General features: G+C 57.0%; 24 protein-coding genes. 13 read left to right on the top strand and 11 right to left on the bottom strand.

Translation table 11 applies throughout. The features are described 5' to 3' along the window. Positions 1-88: 88 nt before the first annotated feature. The 4 genes from AB1L30_RS21840 to AB1L30_RS21825 all read right to left on the bottom strand — a co-directional run bounded on the left by AB1L30_RS21840 (position 89) and on the right by AB1L30_RS21825 (position 4,860). Complete coding sequence (locus AB1L30_RS21840; RefSeq protein WP_367015971.1) at positions 89-874, bottom strand: methyltransferase domain-containing protein; 786 nt, start codon at positions 872-874, stop codon at positions 89-91. A gap of 82 nt (positions 875-956) precedes the next feature. Next, complete coding sequence (locus AB1L30_RS21835) at positions 957-2,516, bottom strand: ABC transporter permease/substrate-binding protein (protein WP_367015969.1); 1,560 nt, start codon at positions 2,514-2,516, stop codon at positions 957-959. 55 nt (positions 2,517-2,571) lie between these two features. Beyond that, positions 2,572-3,333, bottom strand: a complete 762-nt coding sequence (locus AB1L30_RS21830) for an ATP-binding cassette domain-containing protein (protein ID WP_367015967.1) — start codon at positions 3,331-3,333, stop codon at positions 2,572-2,574. A gap of 111 nt (positions 3,334-3,444) precedes the next feature. Then, a complete protein-coding gene (locus tag AB1L30_RS21825; protein WP_367015965.1) occupies positions 3,445-4,860 on the bottom strand; it encodes a DUF2254 domain-containing protein in 1,416 nt (471 codons plus the stop codon). Positions 4,861-5,273: 413 nt separating this feature from the next. Between AB1L30_RS21825 and AB1L30_RS21820 the strand changes: the two genes are divergently transcribed. The 6 genes from AB1L30_RS21820 (at position 5,274) to AB1L30_RS21795 (ending at position 10,979) form a co-directional block, all read left to right on the top strand. Continuing rightward, positions 5,274-5,600, top strand: coding sequence for a metalloregulator ArsR/SmtB family transcription factor (locus tag AB1L30_RS21820; protein ID WP_345088743.1), 327 nt, complete (start codon positions 5,274-5,276; stop codon positions 5,598-5,600). 157 nt (positions 5,601-5,757) lie between these two features. Continuing rightward, the gene (locus AB1L30_RS21815; protein ID WP_367015963.1) at positions 5,758-6,690 is read left to right on the top strand and encodes an SRPBCC family protein; all 933 of its coding nucleotides are present in this window, start codon (positions 5,758-5,760) and stop codon (positions 6,688-6,690) included. A gap of 59 nt (positions 6,691-6,749) precedes the next feature. Continuing rightward, a complete protein-coding gene (locus AB1L30_RS21810) occupies positions 6,750-8,123 on the top strand; it encodes a hypothetical protein (RefSeq protein ID WP_367015961.1) in 1,374 nt (457 codons plus the stop codon). Between the two features lie 178 nt (positions 8,124-8,301). Further along, positions 8,302-8,745, top strand: a complete 444-nt coding sequence (locus tag AB1L30_RS21805; RefSeq protein ID WP_367015959.1) for a tellurite resistance TerB family protein — start codon at positions 8,302-8,304, stop codon at positions 8,743-8,745. A 62-nt stretch (positions 8,746-8,807) separates the two neighbouring features. Beyond that, on the top strand, positions 8,808-9,254 hold the full coding sequence (locus AB1L30_RS21800; protein WP_367015957.1) for a tellurite resistance TerB family protein: 447 nt from the start codon (positions 8,808-8,810) through the stop codon (positions 9,252-9,254). A gap of 123 nt (positions 9,255-9,377) precedes the next feature. Then, a complete protein-coding gene (locus tag AB1L30_RS21795) occupies positions 9,378-10,979 on the top strand; it encodes a DUF4038 domain-containing protein (RefSeq protein WP_367015955.1) in 1,602 nt (533 codons plus the stop codon). Between the two features lie 4 nt (positions 10,980-10,983). Here the strand turns inward: AB1L30_RS21795 and AB1L30_RS21790 are convergent, their stop codons facing one another. Then, a complete protein-coding gene (locus AB1L30_RS21790) occupies positions 10,984-11,340 on the bottom strand; it encodes a YciI family protein (RefSeq protein WP_367015953.1) in 357 nt (118 codons plus the stop codon). Between the two features lie 333 nt (positions 11,341-11,673). On the opposite strand from AB1L30_RS21790, the gene AB1L30_RS21785 reads away from it, so the two are divergent. After that, on the top strand, positions 11,674-13,140 hold the full coding sequence (locus AB1L30_RS21785) for a sulfatase-like hydrolase/transferase (protein WP_367016462.1): 1,467 nt from the start codon (positions 11,674-11,676) through the stop codon (positions 13,138-13,140). A 62-nt stretch (positions 13,141-13,202) separates the two neighbouring features. On the opposite strand, the gene AB1L30_RS21780 is transcribed toward AB1L30_RS21785, so the two are convergent. Further along, entirely contained in the window at positions 13,203-14,525 is a 1,323-nt protein-coding gene (locus AB1L30_RS21780) for an NAD(P)-binding domain-containing protein (RefSeq protein WP_367015951.1), read from the bottom strand. Positions 14,526-15,042: 517 nt separating this feature from the next. Here AB1L30_RS21780 and AB1L30_RS21775 point away from each other — a divergent pair. Next, positions 15,043-16,149, top strand: a complete 1,107-nt coding sequence (locus AB1L30_RS21775) for a hypothetical protein (RefSeq protein ID WP_367015949.1) — start codon at positions 15,043-15,045, stop codon at positions 16,147-16,149. 126 nt (positions 16,150-16,275) lie between these two features. Here the strand turns inward: AB1L30_RS21775 and AB1L30_RS21770 are convergent, their stop codons facing one another. Then, positions 16,276-17,175: a hypothetical protein gene (locus tag AB1L30_RS21770; RefSeq protein WP_345088761.1), complete on the bottom strand. Its 900-nt coding sequence runs from the start codon at positions 17,173-17,175 to the stop codon at positions 16,276-16,278. A gap of 187 nt (positions 17,176-17,362) precedes the next feature. After that, positions 17,363-18,610 (bottom strand): peptidase T, encoded by a 1,248-nt coding sequence (gene pepT, locus AB1L30_RS21765; protein ID WP_367015947.1) that lies wholly within the window; start codon positions 18,608-18,610, stop codon positions 17,363-17,365. A gap of 191 nt (positions 18,611-18,801) precedes the next feature. On the opposite strand from pepT, the gene AB1L30_RS21760 reads away from it, so the two are divergent. Further along, positions 18,802-19,617 carry a 3'-5' exonuclease gene (locus tag AB1L30_RS21760; RefSeq protein WP_367015945.1) on the top strand — a complete coding sequence of 272 codons (816 nt, stop codon included), beginning with the start codon at positions 18,802-18,804 and terminating at the stop codon, positions 19,615-19,617. 19 nt (positions 19,618-19,636) lie between these two features. After that, a complete protein-coding gene (locus tag AB1L30_RS21755; protein WP_367015943.1) occupies positions 19,637-20,914 on the top strand; it encodes a glycosyltransferase in 1,278 nt (425 codons plus the stop codon). 29 nt (positions 20,915-20,943) lie between these two features. Here AB1L30_RS21755 and AB1L30_RS21750 read toward each other — a convergent pair whose 3' ends face one another. Then, on the bottom strand, positions 20,944-22,089 hold the full coding sequence (locus AB1L30_RS21750; RefSeq protein ID WP_367015941.1) for an SUMF1/EgtB/PvdO family nonheme iron enzyme: 1,146 nt from the start codon (positions 22,087-22,089) through the stop codon (positions 20,944-20,946). A 112-nt stretch (positions 22,090-22,201) separates the two neighbouring features. Between AB1L30_RS21750 and AB1L30_RS21745 the strand changes: the two genes are divergently transcribed. Beyond that, positions 22,202-23,179, top strand: coding sequence for a hypothetical protein (locus tag AB1L30_RS21745; protein WP_367015939.1), 978 nt, complete (start codon positions 22,202-22,204; stop codon positions 23,177-23,179). A 3-nt stretch (positions 23,180-23,182) separates the two neighbouring features. Here AB1L30_RS21745 and AB1L30_RS21740 read toward each other — a convergent pair whose 3' ends face one another. After that, complete coding sequence (locus AB1L30_RS21740) at positions 23,183-23,881, bottom strand: hypothetical protein (RefSeq protein ID WP_367015937.1); 699 nt, start codon at positions 23,879-23,881, stop codon at positions 23,183-23,185. A gap of 185 nt (positions 23,882-24,066) precedes the next feature. On the opposite strand from AB1L30_RS21740, the gene AB1L30_RS21735 reads away from it, so the two are divergent. Beyond that, positions 24,067-24,405, top strand: coding sequence for a four-helix bundle copper-binding protein (locus AB1L30_RS21735; RefSeq protein ID WP_367015935.1), 339 nt, complete (start codon positions 24,067-24,069; stop codon positions 24,403-24,405). A 110-nt stretch (positions 24,406-24,515) separates the two neighbouring features. Here the strand turns inward: AB1L30_RS21735 and AB1L30_RS21730 are convergent, their stop codons facing one another. After that, positions 24,516-25,514 carry an endonuclease/exonuclease/phosphatase family protein gene (locus tag AB1L30_RS21730; protein ID WP_367015933.1) on the bottom strand — a complete coding sequence of 333 codons (999 nt, stop codon included), beginning with the start codon at positions 25,512-25,514 and terminating at the stop codon, positions 24,516-24,518. A gap of 181 nt (positions 25,515-25,695) precedes the next feature. Here AB1L30_RS21730 and AB1L30_RS21725 point away from each other — a divergent pair, with 181 nt between their 5' ends. Further along, complete coding sequence (locus AB1L30_RS21725; RefSeq protein ID WP_367015931.1) at positions 25,696-26,943, top strand: hypothetical protein; 1,248 nt, start codon at positions 25,696-25,698, stop codon at positions 26,941-26,943. The last annotated feature ends 8 nt before the right edge of the window (positions 26,944-26,951 follow it).

Below are 26,951 nucleotides of genomic sequence, written 5' to 3'. Positions count from 1 at the left end.
CACCTGGCTCAACGCAAACACAAAAGCCACCACGATTCGTCGCGGTGGCTTTTTTCATGCGCGGATGGTTGGCTGATCGGCGTTGGCTCTAAGCTTTCTTCTGCAGCACGAAGACGGCGTCGCTGATCTCGTGATCGAATGGAACCGGATCGTCGATGTCGTACCAGAAGTCGTACACTTCGCGGATTTGCAGTTCCGGTACTTTGCGAAGCAAGCTCCGAAACTCTTCGCCGGTGTACAAGCGGTACGGATACTCGGTCTTCAACCGCAATACTTCGTCCCCTTTGCGGACATGCAGATTGAACCGCAAGATCTCGCGACGTTCTTGCCGGCTGAAACGAACCACCTTCAGCGTCGTGGTAATCTTCGTCTTGCCATGCTGCGCGGTCCAGCGTTCGTGGCACTCAGGGTCGGCATCCAGGGGAATGATATGGAAGCCCAAAATGTAGAGCCCACCAGGCCGCAGCGCCGAAGTCACACTGCGCAGGTGATGCAGTGCTTCCTTTTCACTGATCAAGTGACGAAAAGTATTGAAGGTGCAAAGCGCCGCGTCGAGTGGTTCTTCGACCTCGAAGTTGATCATGTCGGCCATCATGACTTCGGCCTCGAGACTGCGGCGATTGAGCCGCTTCTTCAGATACTTGAGCGAGGTTTCGTTGTTATCGAGCCCCACCATGTCGAAGCCGCGAGCCGCCATCTCGATAACGTTTCGTCCTCCGCCGCAGCCCAGGTCCAATACGCGGCGAATTGGACCATCGCCGAAGCGCTCGAATGCGGCCTCAAAGAAGTCGCATTCGGTTGGAGTTTCATCCCGGAACGAAAGATCCCAATACTGGGGATAATCGTAGCAATCGACGGCAGTGGAATATGGCACCGGGACGTTCTCGTTCGGTTAGCGGCGGCCCCATGCGGGGAATCTTGTCATTGTGACCCGATTCAGCCCTGGTGCCTAGCAGCTAATTGGCTTGGGGATCGAGGGTGGCGGCTGCCGCGGCGACCGATTTCTCTTGCAAGTCGACCATTCCATTAGCTTTCCGCATTTCAGGCGTCGAAATCGTATTTACCATTTTTCGCAATTTATCGATGGCCGCTCGATCTTTGGCCAGTCTTTCCGATACCAGCAAGACCGCATCGTAGGGGGGCAAAACGAAGCGTGGGTCCTCCAGCTCGACGAACTCGCCTGAGCCCAGTCGGCCATCGGTGCGGTAAGCCACAATCACGTCGGCCTCGCCCCGGCTGAGGGCTCCGTACATCAAAGCGGCATCCATCGACTTCGTCTTACCGAAGCTCAAGCCATACTCGGTTTGCACGTTCTTCCATTCCGGCCGCGACCAGAATTCGATCTCGCAGGCAGCCGTCAGCTCATCGGCATGCGGCACCAGGTCGGCGATCGAGCGGATTCCCATCTCGTCGGCCTTTTCCTTCTTCATGGCGAAGACATAGTCGTTGCGGAACCCAAGCGGCCCCAGCATCAGGATTCCCTGCTCTTTCAGATGCGTTCCGATGTCGATCATCATCTCGGCGGAAGAAACATTGTCGGACCGCTCCATCTCGTTCGCCCACAAGGTGCCGCTGTAGTCGACGTAGCAATCGATCTCGCCACGCTTGAGTGACTGCAGCACCACATTCGATCCGAGGCCGGCCTTTACTTCGGTCTCGCGATTCTCTTCCTGCAGCACCTCACGCAGATGGTCGATCAGGATGTACTGTTCGGTGAAAGGCTTCCCGCCGATGACGTACGGCTTGTCTTGCTGGAATGCCTCGGCCGCGACCATCTCAGGGACCGGCGTGATCGTTTTCTCTTGGTGCATCGCTCGCAACAGCAGCGGGCTGACCGCGATCGCCGCCATGCCTGCGATCGAACCGAAAGCCCACACGCGGCTACGCTTCTTCGAGGCGACTTCCAAACCGCCCAGCAACATATCGAGCAGCAACGCTAACGCCGCCGAGCAAACGCAACCAACCATGAGCGCGGCCGAGTTACTTGTTTGCAAACCGGCGAAGATGTAATCCCCCAGGCTCGTTGCTCCGACCGGGTAAGCCAAGGTCGCGGCACCGACAACCCAGGCCGATGCCGTCCGAACGCCAGCCAGAATCGTCGGCGCGGCCAAGGGAAGCTCCACGATTCGCAACTTCTGCCAACGATTCAGCCCGATACCATCGGCCGCCTCGATACAGCCAGGGTCGACCGTTTTCATACCAGCGATCGTGTTTCGCAAGATCGGCAAAATGCTGTACAGCACCAGGGCCACCCACGCCGGCAACATTCCGGTTCGCTGGAAGGCGAAGACCATGATCGCCAGCAACGCCATGCCCGGGATTGTTTGAATGACGTTGGCGATCGTCACGGCACCCCGCTCTGCCTTCGGTTGCCGCGAGCAAAAGATCCCCAGGGGAATGCTGATCAACACGCCAGCCAGCAGCGACGAGAACGCCAGGAAGACATGCCCGCCCAAACGATCTGGCAGCAAGCTAAGTTGATGGGGAATCCGAGACCAGAAGTCTGCGTCGAACATGGGAAGGACTCGCGAAGCAATGAGGTAGGAGCGAGAGGAAGGGATGGGCGCCAGGTTAGCTGCTTAGTTCGTGAACCAGCTGACCATGACGGCGAGGCGTTTCCAGCAGACGGGCAACATAGTCGTCGCCTGGATCTTGCAGCAGTTCACGCGGGGTCCCAATGCGAAGCACTTCCCCCATGTGCATCACTGCGATTACGTCGGCCAGCAGCAAGGCCTCGGCCATATCGTGCGTCACGATCACCGCCGTCAAACCAAGCTGCCGCTGGATGCGTTGAAATTCGACTTGCAGGGTGTCGCGGGTCACCGGATCGAGTGCCCCGAACGGTTCGTCCAGCAGCATTACTTTCGGTTCGGCCGCCAAGGCTCGGGCAAAGCCGACTCGTTGACGCTGCCCGCCAGAAAGCTCGCGAGGCAATCGCCTGGCAAAGGTCTCGGAGGGGAGATCGACCATATCGAGCAATTGGTTTGCCCGCTCGTTCCGCTCGTCGGCCGCGACTCCTTGCAGCTTAAGCAGCAGCGTGACGTTGTCGGCCACGGTCATGTGCGGCAGCAGCCCGATGCTTTGAAAGACGTAGCCGATTCGTCGGCGTAGCAGGGTCGGATCTTGCTGAGTGATGTCTTCGCCTCCTACGAGAATCGAACCTGAGGTTGGCTCGATCAGGCGATTGATCATCTTCACCGTGGTGCTCTTGCCGCTACCACTCCCCCCCAGCAATGCCAGAACTTTGCCGGTCGGGACTTCGAGCGAGACATTCTTGACGGCGAACGTTTTGCCGCCATCCCATGACTTACAGATATCGCGTAGTTCGATCATCGGCTTTTTCCTGCCTGGCTGAATTCTTTTCCGCCCACATCTATATGGCGAAAAAGCGAGATCGTTAGGACAGAAAATTTTTTTCCGCCTCGATCCAAGGTGCCTAGCAGCCTACCCGATCACTTCGCCACTTGCCTCCCCTTCTTCCTCCGATTCCTCTTCGATACTTTCCTCGTTCGAGGTCTTTTCCTGCTTCGGTTGGCTATCGAGCCAATGCTGAAGCTGTTCGGTCAGTCGCTGGTACTGATCTCGAATCACTTTCAAGTCGGCCGGATGGTGAGCTTGCTCTTGCATCCCTTCGATTGTCAGCCGGGCCTGGTAGAGAACATCGTCGGCCTGGGAACGCTCTTCCACGACATCGGCGATGCGATGATACCCTTCCATCAATCGCTGCGAGACCGCCACGCTGCCGATTGCATAGCAGCGGATCTGATCGAAGGCGGCGTGCATAACGCCGGTGAAGGTCTGCCGATCGACCACCAGTCGCAAGTTGCCTTCCTCGTCGAAGCGATTCGCACTTGGCATTCGCCGCTGGGCCAATTGAGCCAAGGCAGAGGACAACCGGTCGATGCAGTTGACCGCGGTATAGGGATCGTTGATGCCCGGGCTCAGCGCTCGCACCGCCATCTGGGCCAGTTCATGAACAGCACAGTTCACGTCCTGCCACGGGGTTCGGTTGTTGCCAATGATGAAGGCTTCGTTGATCAGGCTGCCAAGCTTGTCGCAATCAAGGTCTCCTTTTGCCACGACGCGAGCCATCGTTTCCCCACGCGAGAGAAAGTCGCCGGGACGCTTGGGAAGCTCGACAATTAAATCATGCTTTTTTGCCAGACTCAGCAGTTGGTCCGCTTCAATCCCTTGCACATACCCTTCCGATTTTGCCGTGATCCGTATTCCGTCTTGCAACGACTGCGTCTCGGCATCGGTCAGGTCGCGTTGGTATTTCTCGCTATCGACCAGGCCATCGCCGACCATTTCGGGAAAGATTCGCTCGATCGAACGATTCAAATCGCTGGAAAGCGTGGCGACAATTTCAGGTGCTTGGGCGATCATCGCGACGTGATGGATGAAATACAGCAGCACCACTAGGCTCGTCAGGGCGAAGATGATCGCTGCCATGACCGAGAGGTGCGGAACGAACAGTTGGTCTTCTCCCAGCTTCCGGACCATCTTCAAAACCAACAAGCTGTAAACGGCCGTTCCCAGGAACATGCCGATCGTCCACTGGGTCGTCCGGTCGCCGAGGCGGCTTCGCAGAACACGCGAACCAAACTGCGAAGAGGTAATCGACAGGGTCACCATCTCCATGGAAAGCACCACACCGGCAACCGTGATCATGCCGCCAGCGATGGTGGACAGAACCGTTTGGGCGCCGTCGATCGTCGTCTCGAGCCAGAAGGGACGATCCCACGACTGTTTCATCGTGCTGTCGATCCAGAGCATCAAGATCGCTCCGACCACGCCGCCGAATGTGCACAAAATAGGCACAAACCAGAGGCTGTGCTGAGCACGATTCCAAAGATTCAACAATTTTCCCGGTGCCATCATCGCAGTTGCCAATTCATTCAGGGTGCAAGCTGGCCAGAAGTTGACCAGTATCGGCCAGCCCCGTCGGAGGCTTAGCCATCAACCGGCTTTCAATTCGATTCACAACGTTGTTCAGGCCAGCATTCATTACGGTGCAAAGGCTGCGCCATTCGCTTTAGTCTAACGCCTTGGCCTGACATTGATGTTCCCCCACCTAAGCATGGTCAAATCGAGATCAGATATCAAAAAAGCCAGGAAAACTACGTGTTTTGCGTGTTCTCCACACCACTGACCGTGGTTTCCGCTGCTTGCCTAGCCGAGCTGAAGGGGACGCCATAGAATCTGCGGAACAATCACGGCTTACTCACGCCAGCAACCGAGTTCGCCAGTCCCTTGGGAAGCCGAAGACTGCTATGAAGAAACGATCTGACTATGAACTTTGCGCCGGGCGCCTGCGTGCTCTGGCCGATCCGGATCGCCTGAGAATTGTAGAGTGCTTGTTTGATGGTTCGATCAATGTTAGTGAACTGTCAGACCGATTGATGGAAGATATCGTCAAGGTTTCGCATCACCTGGGCGTCTTACGCCAGGCCGAAGTTGTCCAGTCCGAAAAGCAGGGCCGCTTTGTGATCTACTCGCTGCACCCGGACGTCAAGAAGGCGAAAAAGAACCGCACGAAAGAAGAACCGCGGATGATCAATCTCGGCTGTTGCACCGTCGACCTCGTCTGCTCGAAGTAGCTCTCCCCTGCCTGCAGCCTCCCTTCTCGTTTCGGTCTTGAATTGCTTTGACTCGACCGGATCGGACTTTCATAATCGTGGCTTGCTTTCCCCCAAGGCCACCTGAGCCGCTCCAGCGGAATTTATCCGTCGTGGCGGCATGTCCGCGAGAATCTGCATGCCACGTTTTCACGTCGAGAAGTCGGTTGAAATTGCTGCGTCGCCAGAAGTTGTCTTCGAGAAGGTGGTTGATTTCCGAACCTGGACAACCTGGAGCCCATGGCTTTGCTCGGAACCGACCGCCAAGGTAACTGTCAGCGAGGTCTCGAATGCCCCTGGTTCGCTTTACCAATGGGAAGGAACCGTGGTCGGCGCCGGCGAGCTCGAGCATCTGCAGGTCGAACCCAACCGGCTGATCGAAGATGAAATCCGCTTCTCAAAGCCCTACAAGTCAAAGGCCAAGGTCGGCTTCGACTTCGCTCCGTCGGGACTGGGCACCAAAGTCACCTGGCGGATGAGTGGCAGCTTGCCCTGGTTTCTGTTCTGGATGACCGGCATGGTCAAAGGGGCGATCAGCATGGACTATGCCCGGGGGCTGCGGATGCTGAAAGAATGGATCGAGACTGGATCGATCCAGACGCAAACCAACATCCTCGGCAACACGACGATCGGTCCAATCGCGATGGCAGGTCTGCGTCGCCGCTGTGCGATCAGTGATATCGGTCCCTCGATGCAGGGCGCGATTGGCGAGATAATGCCGCTGTTTCAGCAGAACAACTTGCCGGTCGATGGCCAGATGATGGCGGCCTATCACAAGTTCGATATCGGCAAGCAGACGTGTGAATATACGGTCGGCCTGACGCTGCCTTCGGCGGACACGCCGGTACCAACTTCCCTCGAACGGTGGTCGACCCCGGAAACAAAGGCCTTTTGCGTAGAGCATGTCGGCGACTACAATCACCTGGGCAATGCCTGGAGCGCCGCCAATCAGCACGTTCGGTACCACAACTGGAAACTTGCCAGTTGCAGTGCTTTCGAAATCTACGAGAACGATCCCGAGCAGACGCCGGTTGATCAGCTACGCACCAAGATTTACCTGCCGTTGAAATAGTTAGCTTTCTTCCCTCCCTCGCAACGAGCATCGCATCGAAGCGATCTCAGGAGTCTTGCATGAGTCAGGATGTCGATCAGAGTCCAGCCACCGACGACAATGGCCCCGAATGGACCGCCATCGGAGTCACCGTCGCCGCGCTGGTGGCGTTGATTCTCTGCTCGCCTTGGGTTCTCAATATTCCCCTCGCCTTCCTGATTTTGCAGGTCGTCTTAATCTCGATCGTCATCTGGCAGGCCTGCGATCCCTTCGCGGACGCTGCCCAGTGGGTCGGTGAAACCATGCGAATTCCTGGTTCGGTCCGGGGCGCTACGCTCGACGCCGTGGCGAGCAGTATGCCCGAACTGTTCAGCGGGATCTTCTTTGTCATCGTTGCCGTAATGAACACCAACGGAACCGCCAGCGAGATCGCCCAGACTGGGGCCGATGGCTATGGCAGTACCCTGGCGACATGTGCCGGCAGCGCCGTCTACAACATGATCCTGATTCCGGCTTTTTGCGGGTTGGTGATTTCGGTCTATCGCAAGTCGCAGCCTTCCATCAATGTGGAACCCGAGGTGATCACTCGCGACGGCTTCTGGTTTCTGGCGTGTGAAGCGGTACTGATCCTCTTTCTGTTCAACGATCGTATGTATTGGTGGATGGGACTCGTGTTCCTGGGTATGTATGCCGCATATATCGTCCACCTATTTATTGATGCCCGGCGATATCAACATGCCCTGGATGCTATCCATGCCCATCTAGGCGAAGTTGGTCACCAGACGCCGACGGAACAAATCGTCGCCACACTGCAGGCCGAAAAGATCCGGGCGACACATGCCCTGGTCGAGAAGATCAAGAGTGCGGCCGATGAAGAAGATGACGACGAAGCCGAATCGGCGGGAGCGTTCTATGGCATGTTCGAGATCCCACTCAACGGCCTGACGGCGACACTGGTGCTGCTGGGCTGCACGGTCATCGCCGCGGGGTCTTGTTATTGGTTGGTGGAAGTGACCAACGAGACCGCTCACTATTTGAACGTCCCGGTCTTCTTCGTCGCGGTGATTCTCGCGGCCGCGGCATCCAGCGTGCCCGATACGTTTCTGTCGATCGGTGCCGCGATGCGTGGCGACGACTCTGGCGCGGTCTCGAATGTGTTCGGCTCGAACATCTTCGATATCTGCGTTTGCCTTTCGATTCCGCTGCTGGTCAATTCGTATCTGCTGGGCTGGCAACCGGTGTTGCTGATGAACGACGGCAAGCCGATCGAAGGCCTGGTCGACTTGCGGGTTCTGTTGGCGACTTTGTCGGCGATCACCTTGATGATCCTGTGGCATCGTCATCAACTGACGCGTACCAAATCGATCGTTTTGTGCCTGTTGTATGGGCTGTTCATCGCCTATGCCGTGGCAGGTTCGTTCGGCTTCAGTTTGCTAGGACTTCTAGGCCTGTAAGAATTATTTTGCCATAAAAACTGGCCGAGAAAGTCGACCAGTTTTTCTTAGGTATAGGGCACCGTTCTATTGTAGGATGGCAACCGACGAATCGGTGCCCCCCGATCTATCTATTCTGGTTGGCGTCGACTCTATCTACTGTCCTTTTCATTAGTTGTCGCTAAAGGGAATCCAGACGATGGGATTGCTCGACTCGCTCTTCGGAGGAATGGAAGGTTCCTCTAAACTCACGCCCCAGGAATCGTTCGCCGGGATCTTGATGGGTGCCAGTGGTTGTGATGGCCACATTGCTGATGATGAAGTCAACGGCCTGATTACCTGCCTGGTACGCATGAAGCTGTTCCAACGGTACGACGGTCGTCAGTATGGTAAGACTCTGAACAAGCTGCATGGTTTCATGAAGAAGAGAGGGGTCGAAGCGTTAATCGACTCATGTACCGAGACCTTGCCGAAAGACCTGGCCAAGGCCGCGTTCGCGAATGCTTGCGATATCGTGCTGGCCGACGGAGTTGTTGAAGCGGAAGAAAAAGTTTTCATCGAACGGCTTCGCGATAAGCTGCAGATCGATGCCAAAACCGCCAAGACAATCGCCGAAGTTATGGTCATCAAGAACAAAGGTTAACGGCTCGCCGGTACTCAAGCCTTTCACGCTTATCTCACCCTCAGACGATTGGGAATAGCCTCATGTCACTATTCGATGATGTATTGGATGACTCCTCGTTCGCTCCGGAACAGTTCGGTCCGCAGGAAGGTTTCGCAGGAACGCTCTTGGCTGCCTCGGCATGTGACGGCCATATCGCGGACGAAGAAGTCGGTACGCTGGTCACCACGCTGGCCCGCATGAAGATGTATCAGAACGTCCCGCCACACAAGTTCAACTCGATGATGGATCGCCTGCTGGGGATCCTCAAGCGAGGTGGCCCGGAAAAGCTGATCGCCAGCGCCGTTCCGGCTGTTCCACCGGAACTTCGCGAAACGGTCTTCGCCAACTGCTGCGATATCGTCCTGGCAGACGGCGTGGTCGAAGCGGATGAAAAAGAATTCATCGACGACCTGATGATCAAGCTCGAGCTCGACAAGACCCGAGCCAAAACGATCGTCCAGGTTATGGTCTTCAAGAACCAGGGCTAGGCATCATTCGCCTTCCCATGTCCAACCCAGGACCGTTCTGTCTTCGTCGACAGCACGGTCCCCTTGCATTCTGCCCGCGATCTTTTCTGCCTCTCCCAGACCACGCCAGTCGGATTCTCCCCCATGCCCCGCTGCTCGCTCTTGCTCACTGCTGCGCTGATCGCATCCTTCCTCCAAGCCACCGTCGCCGCCGAATCGGTTGGTAAATGGAACCGCTGGGAACATGCCTTCGAGGCCGATCCGCAGACGCCGACTTCCGCAGAATTTCAGCTGCAGCTACTCAGCCCTTCCGGCAAGAAGGTTTCGCCTCGCATGTACTGGGATGGTGGCCTGACTTGGAAGGTACGCTTCATGCCGGACGAACTTGGCATCTGGAAGTATGCCATCCGTGGCCAGAAAGGATTGGCCGATCAGCAAGGAAGCTTCACCTGCGTCACCAACGCCGGGAGAACGATTTTCGAGCAACATGGGCCGATTCAGGTTTCCGACAACGGACGCTTTCTGCAACATGCCGACGGGACGCCATTCTTCTGGCTGGCCGATACGGCCTGGAACGGTGCCCTGCTGGCCTCGGCGACCGATTGGGAAGAGTACCTGAAAGATCGTCAGCAAAAATCGTTCAGTGCGATTCAAGTTGTCACCACACCATGGCGAGCGGCCTATCACAACGCCGAAGGTCAGGTCGCCTATTCCGGTCGCGAAACGATCGAGATTCATCCCGAGTTTTTCCAGAGAATCGATGCTCGCATCGACGCGATTAACGCTCACGATATGCTGGCGGTGCCTGTCATTCTGTGGGCGCTAGGGGAAGAAAGTTACACGCCTGGCAAGCTGCCGACCGACCAGGCCATTCGCCTCGCTCGCTACATTGAAGCACGTTACGGAGCGAATCATGTCGCCTGGTTCCTCGGTGGCGATGAGAACTACGGAGGCAATCGCGCCGAGCACTGGAAGAAGATCGGTCAGGCCGTCTTCGGCAATCGCCCCCATGCCCCGGCTACGCTGCATCAGCAAGGGATGCGTTGGGATATGCAAAGCTTCGCCGATCAGAAATGGGTCGACTTCTATATCTATCAGAGTGGCCATGGAGACAGCGACAACTCATTGAAATGGACTTACGCAGGTCCCCCAGCTAAACAATGGAACGACTCGCCCCATCGCCCGATCATCAACTCGGAACCGTGCTACGAAGATCACTTTGCCTATCAGTCGAAGCAGCCTCATTCCGCCTACAATGTCCGTCGGGCTTGCTATTGGAGCTTGCTCAGCACGCCAACGGCAGGCGTCACGTACGGTGCCCATGGAATCTGGAGTTGGGAATCCAAACCAAGCACGCCGCTCAATCACAAGGGCTCCGGTCTGGCCAAGCCTTGGAATGAAGCGATGCAACTGCCCGGTAGCAGCAGCATGCATCACCTGGCGGAACTGTTCACGTCGCTCGACTGGTGGACGCTCGTTCCTGAAAACAAAGTGATCGCTGGCAGCTCGGCCAATGACACGCCTTCGCAGCACATCGCAGCCGCGGCCAGCGCCGACGGAGACCTGGCCGTGATCTATATGCCGACGGGCGGTTGGGTGAAGATCGATCGAACCAGACTTGCCGCCGCCAAGCAGTTTGAATGGTTCGATCCCCGCACCGGCAAACGCACCGCAGCGCAGCTAACCGCGGACGGAACGTTTGAATCTCCGGACCAACAAGACTGGGTGCTGATCGCGCGATCGTAAGTACCTAGCTGCCCGGCAAGCCTTCCAACTCGAAGAGCGGACGAATCTCGACCGTGCCACGTTTCGCCGATGGGAACCGTTGAGCGATCGCGATCGCTTCGTCGAGGTCGGGCACGTCGATCAGCACGTAGCCTCCCAACTGCTCCTTCGTCTCGGCAAACGGTCCGTCGCGGACTTCTGCACGGCCGTTATGGGCGGTGACACTGGTCGCCGTGCTGATCGATAGCAAGGGCGATGCCCCCAGGTACTGCCCTTTGGCGTGCAGTTCGTGGCAGATGTCCAGCGCGTACTTCATATGCTCTGGCAGCTCTTCCGGCGTGAACGCTTCTTCGGCGTTATACATCAGCAAAATGTATTTCATCAGGCGATTCCCGTATGGTGAATGGGTTCTCTTAACTCCTAGTCGAACCAAGTCATGGCCAATCGACATCCATTTTGCATGCCGGCAGCAAATGAACCAATCACCGCCGAGAACTGGCGGAATTGACGCTACTATCGCGAGAGATCACAATGCAAAAGAGCCGTTTTTCGCGGTTCTCGTGGACCATGCCCACCTTTCCATTGCTTTTTCCGCCTTGCCGCGTCAGGTTAGTGCCACCCCTGACATTCCTGAATCGCGTCGCTCGACTCTGAAAGGATGCCTGCCATGCCTTGGTGCTTTCGTTCGCCCTGCTCTGCTTCCCCACGCTTGACCATGTTGGTCGCCCTTACGCTTGTATGTGGCTTCACGCTTTCCGCGAATGCCGCTTCGCCTGATAAGCCAAACATCATCGTGATCATGGCCGACGATCTCGGTTATGGCGATGTCGGTTGCTACGGGGCAACCGGCGTCGAAACACCGCACATCGATGCCTTGGCGAAAGATGGCTTGCGATTCACCAGCGGTTACTGCTCGACCTCGACCTGTACGCCAACGCGATTCGCGTTTCTGACCGGCATGTATGCTTTCCGCCAGAAAGGGACCGGCATCGCGCCACCCAACGCGACTTCGATCATCAAGCCGGAAACGGAAACGGTTCCGGAAGTGTTGCAGAAGGGTGGCTACAAGACGGCGGTGGTCGGCAAGTGGCATCTTGGCCTGGGCGAAGGGAAAGGCCCCGATTGGAATGGTGATCTGAAGCCCGGCCCGCTCGAGCTCGGTTTCGACTACTGCTTCCTGTTGCCGACGACCAACGATCGAGTGCCGAGCGTCTACGTCGAGAACCATCGTGTTCGCCATCTCGATCCCAACGATCCGCTGTGGGTCGGCAACGAGAACCCCGACGGTCAGCCAACGGGTGTCACGGCCCGCGATACGCTGAAGCTCGACTGGAGTCACGGCCACAATAACACCATCCACAACGGTATCGGCCGCATCGGTTTCTTCACCGGTGGTCACGCCGCTCGCTGGCGAGACGAAGACCTGGCCGACGAATGGGTGAAGAAGTCGAACGAGTGGATCCATGCCAACAAAGACGAACCCTTCTTCCTTTTCTTCGCCGCGCACGACCTGCACGTGCCTCGGATGCCGCACGAACGTTTCCAGGGCAAGTCGTCGCTCGGCCTGCGTGGCGACGCGGTCGTTCAGCTCGACTGGTGTGTGGGGGAACTGGTTAAAACGCTCGACGAATTGAAGCTGACCGACAACACGTTAATCGTGTTCTGCAGCGACAATGGCCCAGTGCTGGATGATGGCTACAAAGACGAAGCGGTCGAAAAGCTGGGCGAACACAAGCCGGCCGGGCCTTATCGTGGTGGCAAGTACACGCCGTTTGAAGGAGGCACGCGCACACCTTTCATCGTAAAGTGGCCAAGCGTCGTGAAGCCTGGTCAGACCAGCGACAAGATGATTACCACCACTGATCTGGGTGCGACCTTCGCCGCGATTGTCGATCAGCCGGTTCCCGCAGGTGCCCTGCCCGACAGCCAAGACCTGAAAGAAACCTTGCTCGGCGAAGTCGATGCCAAGGGGCGCGAATACGTCATCGAAGAATCGCCGCGTGGCATTGGCCTGCGAGTTGGCCAGTGGAAGCTGGTTCGCCAAGGTCGCGGGAAGAACGAAAAGACGACGCTGTACGATCTTTCAACCGATCCCGGCGAACAAACCGACATCGCCGCCAAACATCCTGAGCAATTGGCAGAGCTACAGAAGTTGCTCGCCAAGATCGAAGGCACGAAGTAGTCGCCGCGTCGCGAACGAACCGACCAGCCAGGACCATGCGTCCTGGCTTTTTTTATGCGCCACTACGAGACGCGATCGAACTTGCGGATCAAGTCGGTCAGGATCTTTCGATACTCGAAGTAGTCGACTTCCAAGCGATGCCGCGCGGTAGCGAGGAAATGATTCCGCGACGGGATCCCGATTCCATGCCCCTGCTTCTGCTGCCGGAACCAATCCGCCCCAGGGGTTTTATCACGCCAGCTCTTCAGAAATCGAGCGATCATCTGGGCCTGAAGATCGGTCAACGGCCACTGCCCACTATTGGGCTGAATCATCCCTGCCACAAACAGGGAATCGTCGTGCGGATGGAATGCGTGCAGATAGAACCGCGGCACACCGTTCTGCACGTTCAACAATTCAGGCGACGCGAACGGGAAGACAAGCTGATACCCGGTCGCGCAGACAATCAGATCGAACGCTTCGCGGCGGCCATCGGTGAACTCGACCATCTCGCCATCGAGCCGGCGAATATCGGGGAAGACACCCAGCTTGCCGTGCCCGGCATAGTAAGGAAGCTGCGAGTTGATGATCGGATGCGTTTCAAACAGCTTATGATCGGGCGCCGGCAGACCATATCTCTGCGGCTTGCCGATGGTCCAATCAACCGCCAACTGAGCGACACGCTTCTGCAGCGAACGTGGAATGGGCCAACGTCGCAACCGATCGCCCACCACATCGGCCGGTTTCCCCCGGATAAACTTGGGGAAGAAATGGTAGCCACGCCGCATGCTGATCGCGGCCTGCTTTCCATGAATGGCCGCTTCAACCGCAATATCGCAGCCGCTGTTCCCCGCGCCGACCACCAGCACACGCTTCCCTTCGAGCTGCCGATGATGCTTGTAATCGTGGGCGTGGATCAATTCTCCCGTGAAGTTTCCGGGAAGATCGGGCATCAACGGTTGGGCGTGATGACCGTTCGCAATGACGACCGCGGCGAATTTTTCCTTCGTGTTTGAGGACCCATCCCCCCTCGCAAGTTCTGCTTCCCAATGACTCTCCTGCTTTTTTAGAGAAACAATGGAAGTTTTTATGCGAACAAAACGATCCAAATCAAAACGCTCTGCGTAAAAACGTAGATATGCCAGCACTTCGTGATGGCATGGGTACTCAGGGAAGCTTTCCGGCATTGGGAAGTCACTGAACTGAGTCATCCCCTTGGACGAGATCAGGTGCGTCGACTCGTAGACGCTGCTGTGCGGCGACGTGATATCCCAGTTGCCACCCACATTTGGGTTGCGATCGATCGCAACGGCATCGATACCCATCTGGCGTAATGTCTTCAGAGACACCAATCCGGAGGGTCCAGCACCGATCACAAGTACTTGAAGGTCAGACCTGAATTCCATGGGCCAATTGTATCGAAAATTCCAGACCTGCGGGAAACCGCTTCCCTGCGCAATTTTTTATGCCATTAGGCAATTGAGAATTCAAATAAGTTTTGCCTTAAAAAAAGGTGATCGCTATGTAGCCAGATCAACCTTTTCGTTCATTGTAGATATTTTACAGGAACACAATCGCGCATGCGGTGTTTCAATATAGAATTAATTATTTTTTCAAAAACGAACCGCGATCTTGTAACCAATTTACTTGCAGAGAGTTACGCTTATAAGCTATGCTTTCTGAGGTTACCGTATCAGATCGCGGGATGCCGCACCTAAAAATTGTGGTCTTTTTGTGAAAACCGAACATAATTTGCTTTTTAGGTAGCGAAATGTATCTCGTGGAAGCTACGATGAATTTCCACGCGATATCGCTTCTAGAAGGAAGTCGGAACATCTTCGGAAACGATAAGCTTCGGCAGCCCCCATTACGCCGCCCCAACTAGACCCAAGTTGTTGGAAAAATTTGAAGAGGCTATTTCACATGCGTTTTAACAAGATCACCTCTGCTGAAGACTTCCAGCTGATTAACAGCTTTGACGAAGTAAAGCGGCGGCTCCTTGAAGAAAAGAAATATTCGGATCGTCTGGATAAGCCATTGGCTTACTGGGCCCTTCCTAACGATCGTCGTCTGCCGCTGGCCTTCCTTGGCCGCACCATTGGCGATCTGCTGGCGACGCCGTTTGAAGAGCTCTCGGCCACGCCTGGCATCGGACAGAAGAAGATCAGCTCGCTGGTGACCCTGCTCAATCGCGCCACCAAAGAAGACGCCGGTTTCGAGCCATCCCAGGCCGCCGCTCGTGAAGTTCCCGCCGAAGACAACTTCTCGACCAAGAGCCCGCTGGATGCCGACGGTAACTTCGATCCTTCCCTCGTATCGGAAGTGCTGTGGCTTCGCTGGCGTGAAACGGTTCGTCGCCACAATCTGGGCAACGAACGCCTCGGTCGTCTCGCTCCAACCCTGACCGACTTGCCGACGGTCATCTGGAACACGCCGCTGGAATTCTACATGGGTCACAGCCTGGCTGAGATCCGCCGCTTGAAGACGCACGGCGAAAAGCGTGTTCGCGTGGTGCTGGAAGTGTTCTATCGCGTTCACGAAACGCTCGACCTCGCTCAGGGTCAGCCTCACCTGTCGATCATGCTCCGTCCGAAGATGGTTCCCGTTCTGGAATCGTGGAGTCTCGATCGTCTGATCAGCGAAACCCCGATCAGCCGCAGCGACGTCATGGATCGCCTGACGCGCCCACTGCTGCAACAAATCATGACCGACGCCGGTCAAACCGTTTACGATCTGGCCGCTGGCCGACTTGGGATCGAATCGGCTCCGCAAAGCGTTCGCATGCAGGCTCGTAACCTGGGTGTGACTCGTGCTCGCATCTACCAGCTGCTGGAAGACTGCCAGAAGATCATGGCCGTTCGCTGGCCAGAAGGTCGTGCCCTGCTCGATACGCTCTGCAAGAAGATCGAAGAGAAGCCAGGCGAAGCCGAAGCCTTCCAACTGCTGACCGCGACTCGCGACTTGTTCTACGCCAGTAAGACGGAAGAAGACGACGCGACCGCCGACGAAATCGAAGCCGCTGGCGTCTAATCGACACCCGGCTTACCCCAAACAACAAGAAGGTCCGAAGCGAATTCGCTTCGGACCTTTTTTTGTTCTTGAATGGTTCCTACCGGAGCCACGGCCTGGCATCATTCGTCAGGCCGACGCAGCGGCTTAGGCGGCGTTACGATGCGGCGTCGTGGTTGGGTTGTCGTGTCGTGGGTCGAAGCGAAAGGTCTGGTTCCGACCTTCCACTACCGCTCGGACGTCCTCCAGATCGGGCAGGCGATGGAGCGCCGCGCGACTATCTGCCTTGGCCGTCAAAGCCGAAACCATCGTCGACAGCGAGCCGCTCCCGACGCTACGCGACAACCAGCCCAGCTTGCCGGCATTGGTCCCTCGCGAGGCAAACCACTCTTGGTGGCGAAGCTGCAAGGTCTTGGCCAGCCGGATCCGATCGGCCGTGACGCGGCTCAGATCGTTGGCCACGTTCAGTTCGATTTGCGACTGCGTTGCCAGCTCGCACGAACCACCAGCCTGGGCGATCCACAGACCAATGTCCAGATCGGCGTATTCTTCCAAGCGTGTCGGGAAGCCCCCCAGTGCCGCCAACAGCGAATAGCGGTAGAACGCCGCTTGTCGCATTGGTGCCAGCAAGCCTTCGCCGTTGGTCGCCGAGCGAATCCCGAACTCGTCGGTCCGCAGACCGCCAATCGGTTGACTCCCATCGTTGAAGTGCACCACCGGGCTAACGGCCATGACTTCAGGGCGATGGAACTTGGCCAAAGCATCGTCGAGCCAGCCAGCTTCCACCGTCGCACCAGCACCCAAGGTGTGGACGATCGGGGCCTGGCACATCGACCATGCCACCGCCAGCAGCTCCAGCTCGCTCTTGGCGGCCGGAACTTCAATCAGGCGGACTTCATCAGCAATGTTGTAGGGGTCATCGTAGTAACCGGAATGGGGCACGACGATCTCGCAATCGCTCGGACGGTTCTCCAGCAGCGATACCAGGGTCGTTTCCAGTTGACGAGCGTTATCCACACTCGGGATGACGATAGAGACGTTCAGCACAGATTATCATCCTTCTGCCGCGGCCTTACATTCAGGGGAATGCCAAATCACGCTCGGTAAGGGCTAGGTCGGCCGGGCTCACGTTGGAAATATTCGGAACGAAGGTGGTCACAAGTTTACCTGTTTTGCCTCAAAACCGACGCTGCTGCTGGCTATAGAAAGCACTGCCCGCAATGCTAGCGTCCCTTTAAGTGCTCTTCTTCTCCTGCGACCACAGCTCGAGCATCTTCAAAAGCAGCTCGACCGCTTGCTCCATTTCGTCCAGACAGGCCCACTCCAGCGGCGAGTGAGGGTTGTGCTGTCCGGTAGACAAGTTGGGCGTCGGAAGCCCCAGAGCGGTTAACTGAGAGCCATCAGTGCCACCTCGGATGACACTCTTCTTCGCCGTGCGTCCGAGAGCCTCGTGAGCCTTCTCGGCGATCGGCACAGCGCGGGGCTCTTTGTCCAAGCCATCACGAAGATTGCGATACTGTGGCGTGATAGCAACGGTAACACTGCAACCAGGAAATTTCGCTTCGACTCGCTGGGCGATGTCACGCAGCATATCGGCCTGGGTGGTCAGCTCTTCGGTCTCGAAGCTGCGCAGAATCAACTGGATGGTCGCTTCCCCCACGCCACCGCTGATGGTGACCGGGTGGATGAAGCCTTCGCGTTCTTCGGTCGTTTCCGGCGACATCCGATCGCTGGGCAGCAAGGCAATGAAGATCGATGCCGCACGCAGGGCATTCACCATCCGCCCCTTGGCGATCGAAGGATGAATATTGATGCCGCGAATCGTGACGGTGGCACCGTCGGCCGAGAACGTTTCGGCGTTCAGTTCGTTCGCCCCGGGACCATCCAACGTGTAGCAGACATCAGCCCCCAGTTTCGCCAGATCGACGTGGTCGACACCATGGCCGATTTCTTCGTCGCAGGTAAACAAGATCTTCAGTGGTCCGGTCGCGGCTGGCCCCTTCCCTTCCAGGATCCGCTGGGCGACTTCCATGATGACCGCCACGCCTGCCTTGTCGTCGCCACCAAGCAGTGTCGTGCCGTCGGTCGTAATCAAAGTGCAGCCATGCAGATCATTCAATTCTGGGTTCTCTTGCAGCGTGATCACGCGGGTCGCATCACCAGGCAAGGCGATATCGCCACCGGCGTAGTTAGTGATGACCTGCGGTTTGACGTTGGCGCCGGTCGTTTCGGGCGAAGTATCAACATGCGAGTTGAGCGCGACCACCGGGCAATCGGTCACCGAGCCGGGCACGGTTCCATAGACGATACCGAACTCGTCTTGCTGAGCGTCGCTGATACCCATCGCCTGCATCTCTTCGGCCAGCAGCTTCCCCAGGACAAGTTGCCCGTCCGAGCTTGGATATTTCGCGCCAGGCACTCCGGCGGTGGTGTCGATCTGAACATATTTCAAAAAGCGTTCCAGCAGGCGTTCGCGACTCATGGTAAATCCTTGCGAGGGCATATCAGTTTCTATCAGCTTAGTGAAACCGATCTGAATCCAACACCCTCCGGCGATCTCCCGTCGTTTCCTTCCGTGGGTTGTGTTAGCCTGTAGAGATCTATCGCAGGACCAGCCTGGCAAGCTACGGCCTGTCACCGATTTCTCTCGACTTCTCTAGGAAAGCAAAGCCAATGTCGGAAGCTGCCGTTCGGTACCTCGTGTTCGATGTCGAATCCGTCGCCGATGGCAATCTGGTTTCGCGATTGAAATACCCTGACGAAGGGCTCTCGCCGCAAGAGGCGGTCAATCGTTTTCGAGCAGAGTTGCTGGAAGAAAAGGGAAGCGATTTTATTCCTTACACGTACCAGGTGCCGGTATCGGTGGCGATCGCCAAGCTCGATATCGAACTGAACCTTATCGACCAGGTGGTCCTCGACGCCCCTGCCTTCCGCCCGCCGGTCATCACCGAGCACTTCTGGCGGGGCTGGAAAGCGTATCGACGACCAACGTTTGTGACGTTCAATGGGCGGTCGTTCGACATCCCATTGATGGAGCTGGCCGCGTTCCGTTTCGGCTTGAGTGTGCCAGACTGGTTCAATCTGAACGCCAAGAACTTCGAGCAGTCGCGTTACCGGTATAACAACGAAGCTCACTTCGATCTGTACGACATTCTGACCAACTACGGTGCCAGCCGATTTACAGGCGGTTTGAATCTTGCCGCCAACTTGCTGGGGAAGCCTGGGAAGATGGAAATCGAAGGTTGGATGGTCCAAGACCTCTACCACGAAGGCCAGTTGGAAGAGATCAACGAATATTGCCGCTGCGACGTGCTCGACACCTACTTCGTGTTCCTCCGCTGCTGCGTGCTGCTGGGGAAGATCACACTGGAGCGCGAGCAGGAACTGATCCACCAGACCAAGCATTGGCTCGAACTGCGAACCGCCGAGACCCCCATCTATCAAACCTATCTCGATGGCTGGGGCGACTGGGACAATCCATGGGAATGAGACGGCATCGGTTGGCAGCATGAAGATCGGCCTGCACTGTCCCGAAGTGCCAGGGCACCTGAACCCGCTGACAACGCTCGGCGGCGAACTTCAAGCCCGCGGTCACGACGTGATCTTTCTAGGATGCCGCATGGCGGAACCAATCGTCCGCCGTGCCGGCCTCCCTTTCCATGCCCTTGGTCCTGAAGACGAACTTTCAGACCAACTGGAAGCCTCGTTTCGTGCGCTCGGCAAGGTCACCGGCACCCAGGGAATGCTGCTGACCGGAAAACTGTTTGGCATCCAATCGACGCTTGTTCGCCGTTACCTGCCAGAAGCATTAAAAGCTCATTCGTTCGATGGGCTGGTGATCGACCAAGTCGCCCCCGCATGTGCCGTGGAAGCCGAACGCTTGGCAATCCCCTACGCCGTCGCATGCAACGCACTGGCCGTTTACTGGGATCCGCTGATACCGCCACCTCCGTTGGCGTGGGATTATCGCACCGACTGGTTCGGGCGATTCCGCAATCAGATGGCCAAGCATGCGGTACTCATGGCGTATCGTTTTTTGGCAGGCGAACGCAAAGTTGGCGTCGATCCGCTAAAGCTCATCCGGGGTGGCGACCCGGCACTGGTTCACCTGTCACAGCAGCCTCCCTTCTTCGAGTATCCCCGGACCGCCTACCCCCAGCGTTTACACTTCACCGGACCATGGCATCGCGCGGCCCGGGATGATCAGGCGATCGACTTCCCGTGGGACTGGCTCGACGGGCGACCACTTATCTACGCTTCGATGGGAACCTTGCAGAACGCGGTGCCGCATGTCTTTCGCGCGATCATCGATGCGGTGAAAGATCTGCCGGTGCAGCTAGTGCTGAGCAAAGGTGGGGGCGAGGTCGATGTGCCAGGCAACATTCCGGCGAATATCTTGCTGGTCGAAAAAGCTCCCCAGTTACGGTTGCTAGAAAAAGCGAGCCTGGTGATAACCCATGCCGGCATGAACACCACGCTGGAATGCCTGGCGTATGGCGTGCCGATGCTTTGTTTGCCGGTCACCAACGATCAGCCAGGCGTTGCCAAACGTGTTGAGTACCATGGCAGCGGACGCGTGATTCCGGTGCAGAAGGTAACGACCAAGAGGCTACGCGCGGAACTCGATCGGCTGCAAAACGATCCGAAGTTTCAACAGAAAGCAGACCAGTTTCAAGCCGACATCGCCTCGCGCGATGGCCTAGAAATGGCGGCCGATCTGATCGAACAGGCATTCCGCACCGGGCAACCGATCATCAACCAGCATCACCCAGAATCGGTACGGTAAAACCCTCGCCCGAGGTCGCCTAAGAGGACCTACTTCAAGGCCGAAAGATCAGGCTCGACGAAGCCTTGCACCGCTCGACGCTCCTCAAGCTGACTTTCCACATCTTCCTGTAGCTGGGGAATGTCGGGCAGGTAGTATTTCGCCGCTTCGATCGGTGGCACGTCGCGAAGTGGCCGCATCACGCGGAACCCGATGCAGTCGCCGGGGTAGTCGGTATACCAGTGAGGGCTTAGAGGAATCATTGCCTCGAGCGTCTTCCATCCTTCGTCGTCGCTCCCTAGCTTGGCCGCCAGACGGCAGAGGGCCGCACCATCGTCCCAGCTTCCTCCCTTCCGCATCAAGGGATCGATTTGCGTGGGCCATAATACCGACTGAAGCGCCGTCGGTCGTTGGCCTGCTAAACGCCGATAGCCTTCACTCGAGTATTGATCGAGCACCCATTCCCACACATTGCCATGCATGTCGTACAGCCCGAATGCGTTCGGCTTCTTCTGCTTGACGAAGTGTGGTGATTCGTCGGAGTTGTCGACAAACCAGCCGTAGTCGTCCAACTGCTGTGGATCGTCTCCGAAATGGTACGCCGTCTCGGCTCCGGCCGCGGCGGCATACTCCCACTCCGCTTCACTCGGCAGTCGATAGGTGTGCTGCATCATCCGACTGAGCCACTTGGTATATTGCCGCGCCGCGAAGTTCGTCAGCATCGTTGCCGGCAATCGCTCGTCGGTACCATGCAGATAGACGAGCGATGGATCGTAGATCATGGTGGGTGAAGTGATCGCCTGAACGCTCAGCTTCTCGAGCAGATCGCGATCGAAACCTTGATCCCGAAACTGTCTCTCCAGATCTTGAAAGGCTCCGTATTGCCCCCAAGTCGTTTCGGTTTCCGCGATCCAGAAAGGAGCCACCCTGACTTCGACCTCAGGCCACTCCGCCGGCGTATGACCGAACTCGGATCTTGGACTTCCAAGTCGTACTATGCCGCCAGGAACCGGGATCATCTTGATGACGGAGTTCGATGTTGGCAACGCGATCTCGTAGGGCACCATGTAGCCACCTTCGATGGCAACGCTTGGTCCCTTCTCAGGGCGTTCCGCTTGGATTCCCACGGTCTCGGCACGCGCTGATTCGACAAGCAGCAGCAATAAGAGTATCGAGAACGTAACGCAATTCATCATACTTCGACCGACAATGGTTCCCGGCGAACAAACAAGCCTTTACGATATCGCCTGGGGAAACCCCTGGTCAAACAAACTTGCATCCGCGTGCCCTCCCCTTTTGCGAGAATCCATGAACGACGACGTCGTCGGCAATCAACTTCGCCAGTTGCGACTGCTGGAAGATCGACTCGATCAGCCAGACGTTCGTCGTGAAGTGCGCGACGCGTTAGGGAATGCCTCGAATCAAGTCGTGAAGCGAGCCGCCGAGTTGATTGTCGATGCGAACGATCGGGACGCGATTGAATCGCTCGTCAAAGCGTACTGGCGGTTGAAGCGAAACCCGCTCAAAAAAGACCCAGGCTGTCTTGGTAAAACGGCCGTGATCAAAGCGTTGGCTCATTTAGAGTTCGCCGACATCGACCTCTTTCGCGATGGCATTGCCTTTGAACAGATCGAACCGCAATACGGCGGCGAGGTCGACGCGGCTGCCGAACTGAGGGGCCTTTGTGCGATCGGTCTGACGCACTTCGCACCGACGGCGGAGGTATTGAATCGCTGCGCGGTGCTGCTGGTCGATCCCTGGCCGGCGGCTCGTTACGGAGCGGTTCAAGCGATCGGCGTTCTCGGGGTGCTGGAAGGGGCTCCGCTCTTGCGGCTGAAACTTTTGGTTGGGGACGACGAAGCAGACGTCATGGGCGAGTGTTGCTCTTCGCTACTCAAGATCGAGAAGACCGACACTTACGACTTTCTGCAGCCCTTCCTGCTTGATGGCGACGCGGACATCTGCGTTCAAACGGCGCTGGCGATTGGCGAATCGCAACTGCCGGGAGCGTTCGAGAGATTGCGAACGGCGTGGGGTCGTCGTCCGGAACTGGCGGCACGCGAAAGCATTTTGCTTTGTATCGGTCTGTTGCGATCGACCGAATCGCAGTCATTTCTGCTGTCGCTGATTCACCCGCGGGATCTCCGTACGGCCAGCGATGCGGTGAAAGCTTTGCGACTGCACGGAGCAACGGAAGATCTGCGCCAACGCGTGGAAGAGGCCGTACAGCAAGTCGACAGCGAACCACTGCTACGCGTCTTCCGGGAGGAATGGAACGGGCAGTAGTCGCTACGGAGCGAACGGATCTTCAACCCATATCGTCTGAAACGAATCGTCGGATCCCGAGAGTGCATTGGGATCGAACGGGTCTTCTGTGGTGAATGGATCCGGGTAAAGCTCGTGAATATCCTCAGCAGCCAACGCGGCTTGATCCTCCGGCGTGACGAGCGGAATGATCTCTTCGAATTCCCCCGGGAGAATCAATTCGACTTCGGGATGTCGAGTCACGAATTGCCGAGCGGCTTCCTCGACCGCCGCAATTCGCTCGCGAGCCTCCGCCGGCTTATCCACCCCGTCGAAAAAATTAAGACTCAAATGAATCGACTTCAGACAACGAAACGATTCGAGATGCTCGATAAGCTTTGGATCTGCCTGACTACCTAATTCAATGAAGTGAACCCGGCGAAAGAGTGCCAGTTCTCCGTCGTCCGACGAACGAGTCCGCCTCAGCCATTTCGACATCCGGTCGGGAATCTGCATACCAGGTGCCGGATCCGTTCGAACGATCACATCATACCAGTATTCACTGAGATCAATGGTCCCGCGACGATCCACCAATAGATACGTACCACGCAAACCGGACTTGATGCGATTCAGTGCGGCCTGCTCGGCGGCACAAGCACGAACGTTGGCGGCATACCATCCACAACCTGCGGCCAAGATTCCTATCACGACCAAAAGTGTCCGCAATCCGATCCGAAATCTCATCACTGGCAACCTTTTGGAAATGAATCTTTCGGTCAAGTCCGACAATCCATCATCCCCCGTTGCTACAACCAGGACAATCAATTTGTTGCGAATGTTTTCCCTTCCATTGGCATATTGCTTGCGGCTCTTCTGATAGGAGAAGGCTTTGAGCTTCCTAATTCCGCTTACAAAGGAGGAAAACGACTATGTCGACTAGCAAATATGCCGAATGTATCCGTCTTTGCATTGAATGTGCCCGGGCCTGCGAGCATTGCTCGGACGCCTGCCTCAGTGAGCCCAATCCCTCCAAGATGGCCGACTGCATCCGCACCGATCGCGACTGTGCCCAAATTTGTTGGGATGCGGCGGTCTTTCTGAGCCGCGGCTCGCAGTTCTCTGGCGAGATCTGTCATGTATGCGCCGACATCTGTAAGGCATGTGCTCGCGAGTGCGCGAAGCATAAGATGGATCACTGTCAGGAATGTGCCGACTGTTGCCGTCGCTGCGCGGAAGCATGCGACCAGATGGCATCGATCGCAGCGTAAAGATTGCATGTCCAACACGCACGTTGGTCATCTCCGCCCCCGATCCTCAAGAATCGGCCAGAGAACTTGGGGATTGCGGGGTGGGTATCCACTTCTCCGCATCCAATGCATCAGCGAACGTTCGCCGGAACGTTCGTCAGTGGTCCCTGAGGGGCACCGCCTTCATAGATGCTGAACTCGGCCCAGATCGGTAGATGGTCTGAAATCTCTAAACCTTCGGCCAGCGTCAAATTGTATTCCCGCAGGAAGTCGAACAGCCCGCTCCGTCCGGTGTATTCGGTCGTCGCGTGACGCTGCATGAAGATGTTGTCGTACAGCGCCGTCCCCCGCGTGTTGGTTGTCGTTCCACTGATTGCCCAGGTAATTCCTGGGATCGTGGCGAGTTGTCCGATCTGCGATTCGTTGGCGTTGAAATCGCCGAGCATGATCACGTCGTCTTCACCACGAGGATCATCGCGGACCGCGCGGAAGACATCGTCCATCACGTCCATCTCTTGAGCGACTTCATCCGGATCGACATGTACATTCACCAGCGAAAAGGTGAATGCCTGACTCGGATCTGGTCCACGAACACGGAACCAGGCCACCAGCGGTTCGCGATGGAGCACATCGAGGGGATCTTCCACGGTGTAGACCTGAGATCGATCGACCTGGAGGCTGGCAGTATCGAAGATGTAGGCGAACTGCTCTTTGCTTTGGGTCCGGCCCAGCCGCGGACCGATCACATAGTCGTAATGCCGTCCGGTGGCGTTGATCATCTCGATGAAGTTCGGGATCAAGCCTTGATCGCTGGCGCGGATCTCTTGAATGGCGACCACGTCGAACTGACGAATGATTTGAACCAGCCGACTGGCGACTTCTGGTTTTTGAAGCTTGGCCGTTCCAAAGACTTGGATATTGAACGAGGCGATCCGAATGGTGTCCTGCTTGCGGGCCATGGTCGGCACGGCAGTCGGATTTTCGGTCGAGGTCGGAGTGGTAGCGGCAGGCGCAGCACCGCGCGGAACGACGACCAGGTTGTCGAACCCTTCGATGCGATAGTTCTGAAAAAAGAACCAAGCGCCGGCACCAGCGATCACTGCCAACAGCAAGGCACTTGTCCGTCTCACCGCCAACCTCCCTAAGTTTCCGTCGACTCTTCTGTTCCCACCCGCGCACAACGGGGGCGGCAGACCTTAACGGAAAGTCAGGTACCAAATCCATATCATTTCATGCGGAAATCGTTGTCGAAGATGCTATCAGTGCCTATCCTGAAGGTGCTTATCCTTTCTCGTTTCGGAGTCTTCCCAGGTGCACCGCGCGGTTATCAGCTTCAGCCTGCTGATCCTTTTCGCGCTGCCGCTTCGCGCCGAGCGTCACGTCGTGCAGCTCACCAACGGGGGGCAACTGGAAGCGACTGCTAGCACCGATTCCGAGATCGCCAGCGATGGCAACGTCGAGCTGAGCTTCGAGGGGATCGGCTCCGTCATTCTGCCGGGGCAAATGATCGAGCAAATCGAAGCACCGGCGGTGACCGAGGACGAATACTTCGACCAGGCCTCGAACTTCGCCGACTCGATCGGCGATCAATGGAAGCTGGCTCTGTGGTGCCGCGAGAAACGGCTCACCTTCCCCTTCGAGCGTCATGCCCGGCGCGTGCTGGAACTTGACCCCAACCATGTCGAAGCCCGCAAGGCGCTCGGCTACCAGCGACGTGATGGCCGCTGGGTAAGCCCCAGCGAGATCATGCATCAGCGAGGTTACATCCGCTTCGACGGCCGCTGGATGACTAAGCAGCAGGCCGCCTTGCTGGTCGCAGAGCAACGGCAAAAAGAACAACTGATCGACTGGAAGCTGCGGCTACATCGCTGGCGGCAGCAACTCGGCAAAAGCAACGCACCGGAAGTGCAGATCGACTTTACCACGCTGCAAGATCCCGACGCGATCCCTGGGCTGATCCAATTGCTGGGGCAAGAAAGCGAGAAGGAACTGGCCCTGCTCTACATCGAAACGCTCGGCCGAATCAATAACCCGCGTGCGCGCAGCTTCCTGATGGAGAACGCCGTCTATCAGAACAATCCGATCTATCGCGATGCCTGTTTGCGGCAAGTCTTGGCCCAGCGCGATCCGCACATGGTCGAGTTTTTCGCCAACTTGCTGAAGAGCTACGACAACATCATCGTGAACCGGGCGGCGTTTGTGCTGGCGGAACTCGACTATCCGACGGCCGTCTTTCCGCTGGCCGCGGCCCTGAATACCCAGCACCTGGCACCCCATTCGTCGCGATACACCTACTTCTATACGACCCTCAAGCCAGAGTCCCGTTTCGATATCGACGGGCCGAAAGAGTCGTATCGCATGCTGACGCTGGAAGAGTTCATGGTACGTAGCAAGAACGCGTACGATACGATTCGTGTGCCGAATCAGGGCGTGCATCTGGCACTGCGGCAGTTATGCGACGGGCAAGACTTTGGCTTCAATCCCGAAGCCTGGAAGGCGTGGTACCAGCAAGAGCACGCCCCTAAGTCGCCTTCGATTCGATTGGCTCGCGATCAGTAAGCGGCGAC

The sequence above is a fragment of the Bremerella sp. JC817 genome, assembly GCF_040718835.1.
Taxonomy (GTDB): Bacteria; Planctomycetota; Planctomycetia; order Pirellulales; family Pirellulaceae; genus Bremerella.
This window is presented reverse-complemented; position numbering and strand designations above follow the sequence as displayed.

Coding starts and splice junctions, on each gene's coding strand:
- AB1L30_RS21780 (WP_367015951.1), bottom strand. CDS start 14,525: ATGGAATTCAGGTCTGACCTTCAAGTACTTGTGATCGGTGCTGGACCC.
- AB1L30_RS21805 (WP_367015959.1), top strand. CDS start 8,302: ATGGGATTGCTCGACTCGCTCTTCGGAGGAATGGAAGGTTCCTCTAAA.
- AB1L30_RS21745 (WP_367015939.1), top strand. CDS start 22,202: ATGAACGACGACGTCGTCGGCAATCAACTTCGCCAGTTGCGACTGCTG.
- pepT (WP_367015947.1), bottom strand. CDS start 18,610: ATGAGTCGCGAACGCCTGCTGGAACGCTTTTTGAAATATGTTCAGATC.
- AB1L30_RS21810 (WP_367015961.1), top strand. CDS start 6,750: ATGAGTCAGGATGTCGATCAGAGTCCAGCCACCGACGACAATGGCCCC.
- AB1L30_RS21800 (WP_367015957.1), top strand. CDS start 8,808: ATGTCACTATTCGATGATGTATTGGATGACTCCTCGTTCGCTCCGGAA.
- AB1L30_RS21815 (WP_367015963.1), top strand. CDS start 5,758: ATGCCACGTTTTCACGTCGAGAAGTCGGTTGAAATTGCTGCGTCGCCA.
- AB1L30_RS21735 (WP_367015935.1), top strand. CDS start 24,067: ATGTCGACTAGCAAATATGCCGAATGTATCCGTCTTTGCATTGAATGT.
- AB1L30_RS21820 (WP_345088743.1), top strand. CDS start 5,274: ATGAAGAAACGATCTGACTATGAACTTTGCGCCGGGCGCCTGCGTGCT.
- AB1L30_RS21775 (WP_367015949.1), top strand. CDS start 15,043: ATGCGTTTTAACAAGATCACCTCTGCTGAAGACTTCCAGCTGATTAAC.
- AB1L30_RS21760 (WP_367015945.1), top strand. CDS start 18,802: ATGTCGGAAGCTGCCGTTCGGTACCTCGTGTTCGATGTCGAATCCGTC.
- AB1L30_RS21790 (WP_367015953.1), bottom strand. CDS start 11,340: ATGAAATACATTTTGCTGATGTATAACGCCGAAGAAGCGTTCACGCCG.
- AB1L30_RS21835 (WP_367015969.1), bottom strand. CDS start 2,516: ATGTTCGACGCAGACTTCTGGTCTCGGATTCCCCATCAACTTAGCTTG.
- AB1L30_RS21740 (WP_367015937.1), bottom strand. CDS start 23,881: ATGAGATTTCGGATCGGATTGCGGACACTTTTGGTCGTGATAGGAATC.
- AB1L30_RS21750 (WP_367015941.1), bottom strand. CDS start 22,089: ATGATGAATTGCGTTACGTTCTCGATACTCTTATTGCTGCTGCTTGTC.
- AB1L30_RS21785 (WP_367016462.1), top strand. CDS start 11,674: ATGTTGGTCGCCCTTACGCTTGTATGTGGCTTCACGCTTTCCGCGAAT.
- AB1L30_RS21755 (WP_367015943.1), top strand. CDS start 19,637: ATGAAGATCGGCCTGCACTGTCCCGAAGTGCCAGGGCACCTGAACCCG.
- AB1L30_RS21795 (WP_367015955.1), top strand. CDS start 9,378: ATGCCCCGCTGCTCGCTCTTGCTCACTGCTGCGCTGATCGCATCCTTC.
- AB1L30_RS21830 (WP_367015967.1), bottom strand. CDS start 3,333: ATGATCGAACTACGCGATATCTGTAAGTCATGGGATGGCGGCAAAACG.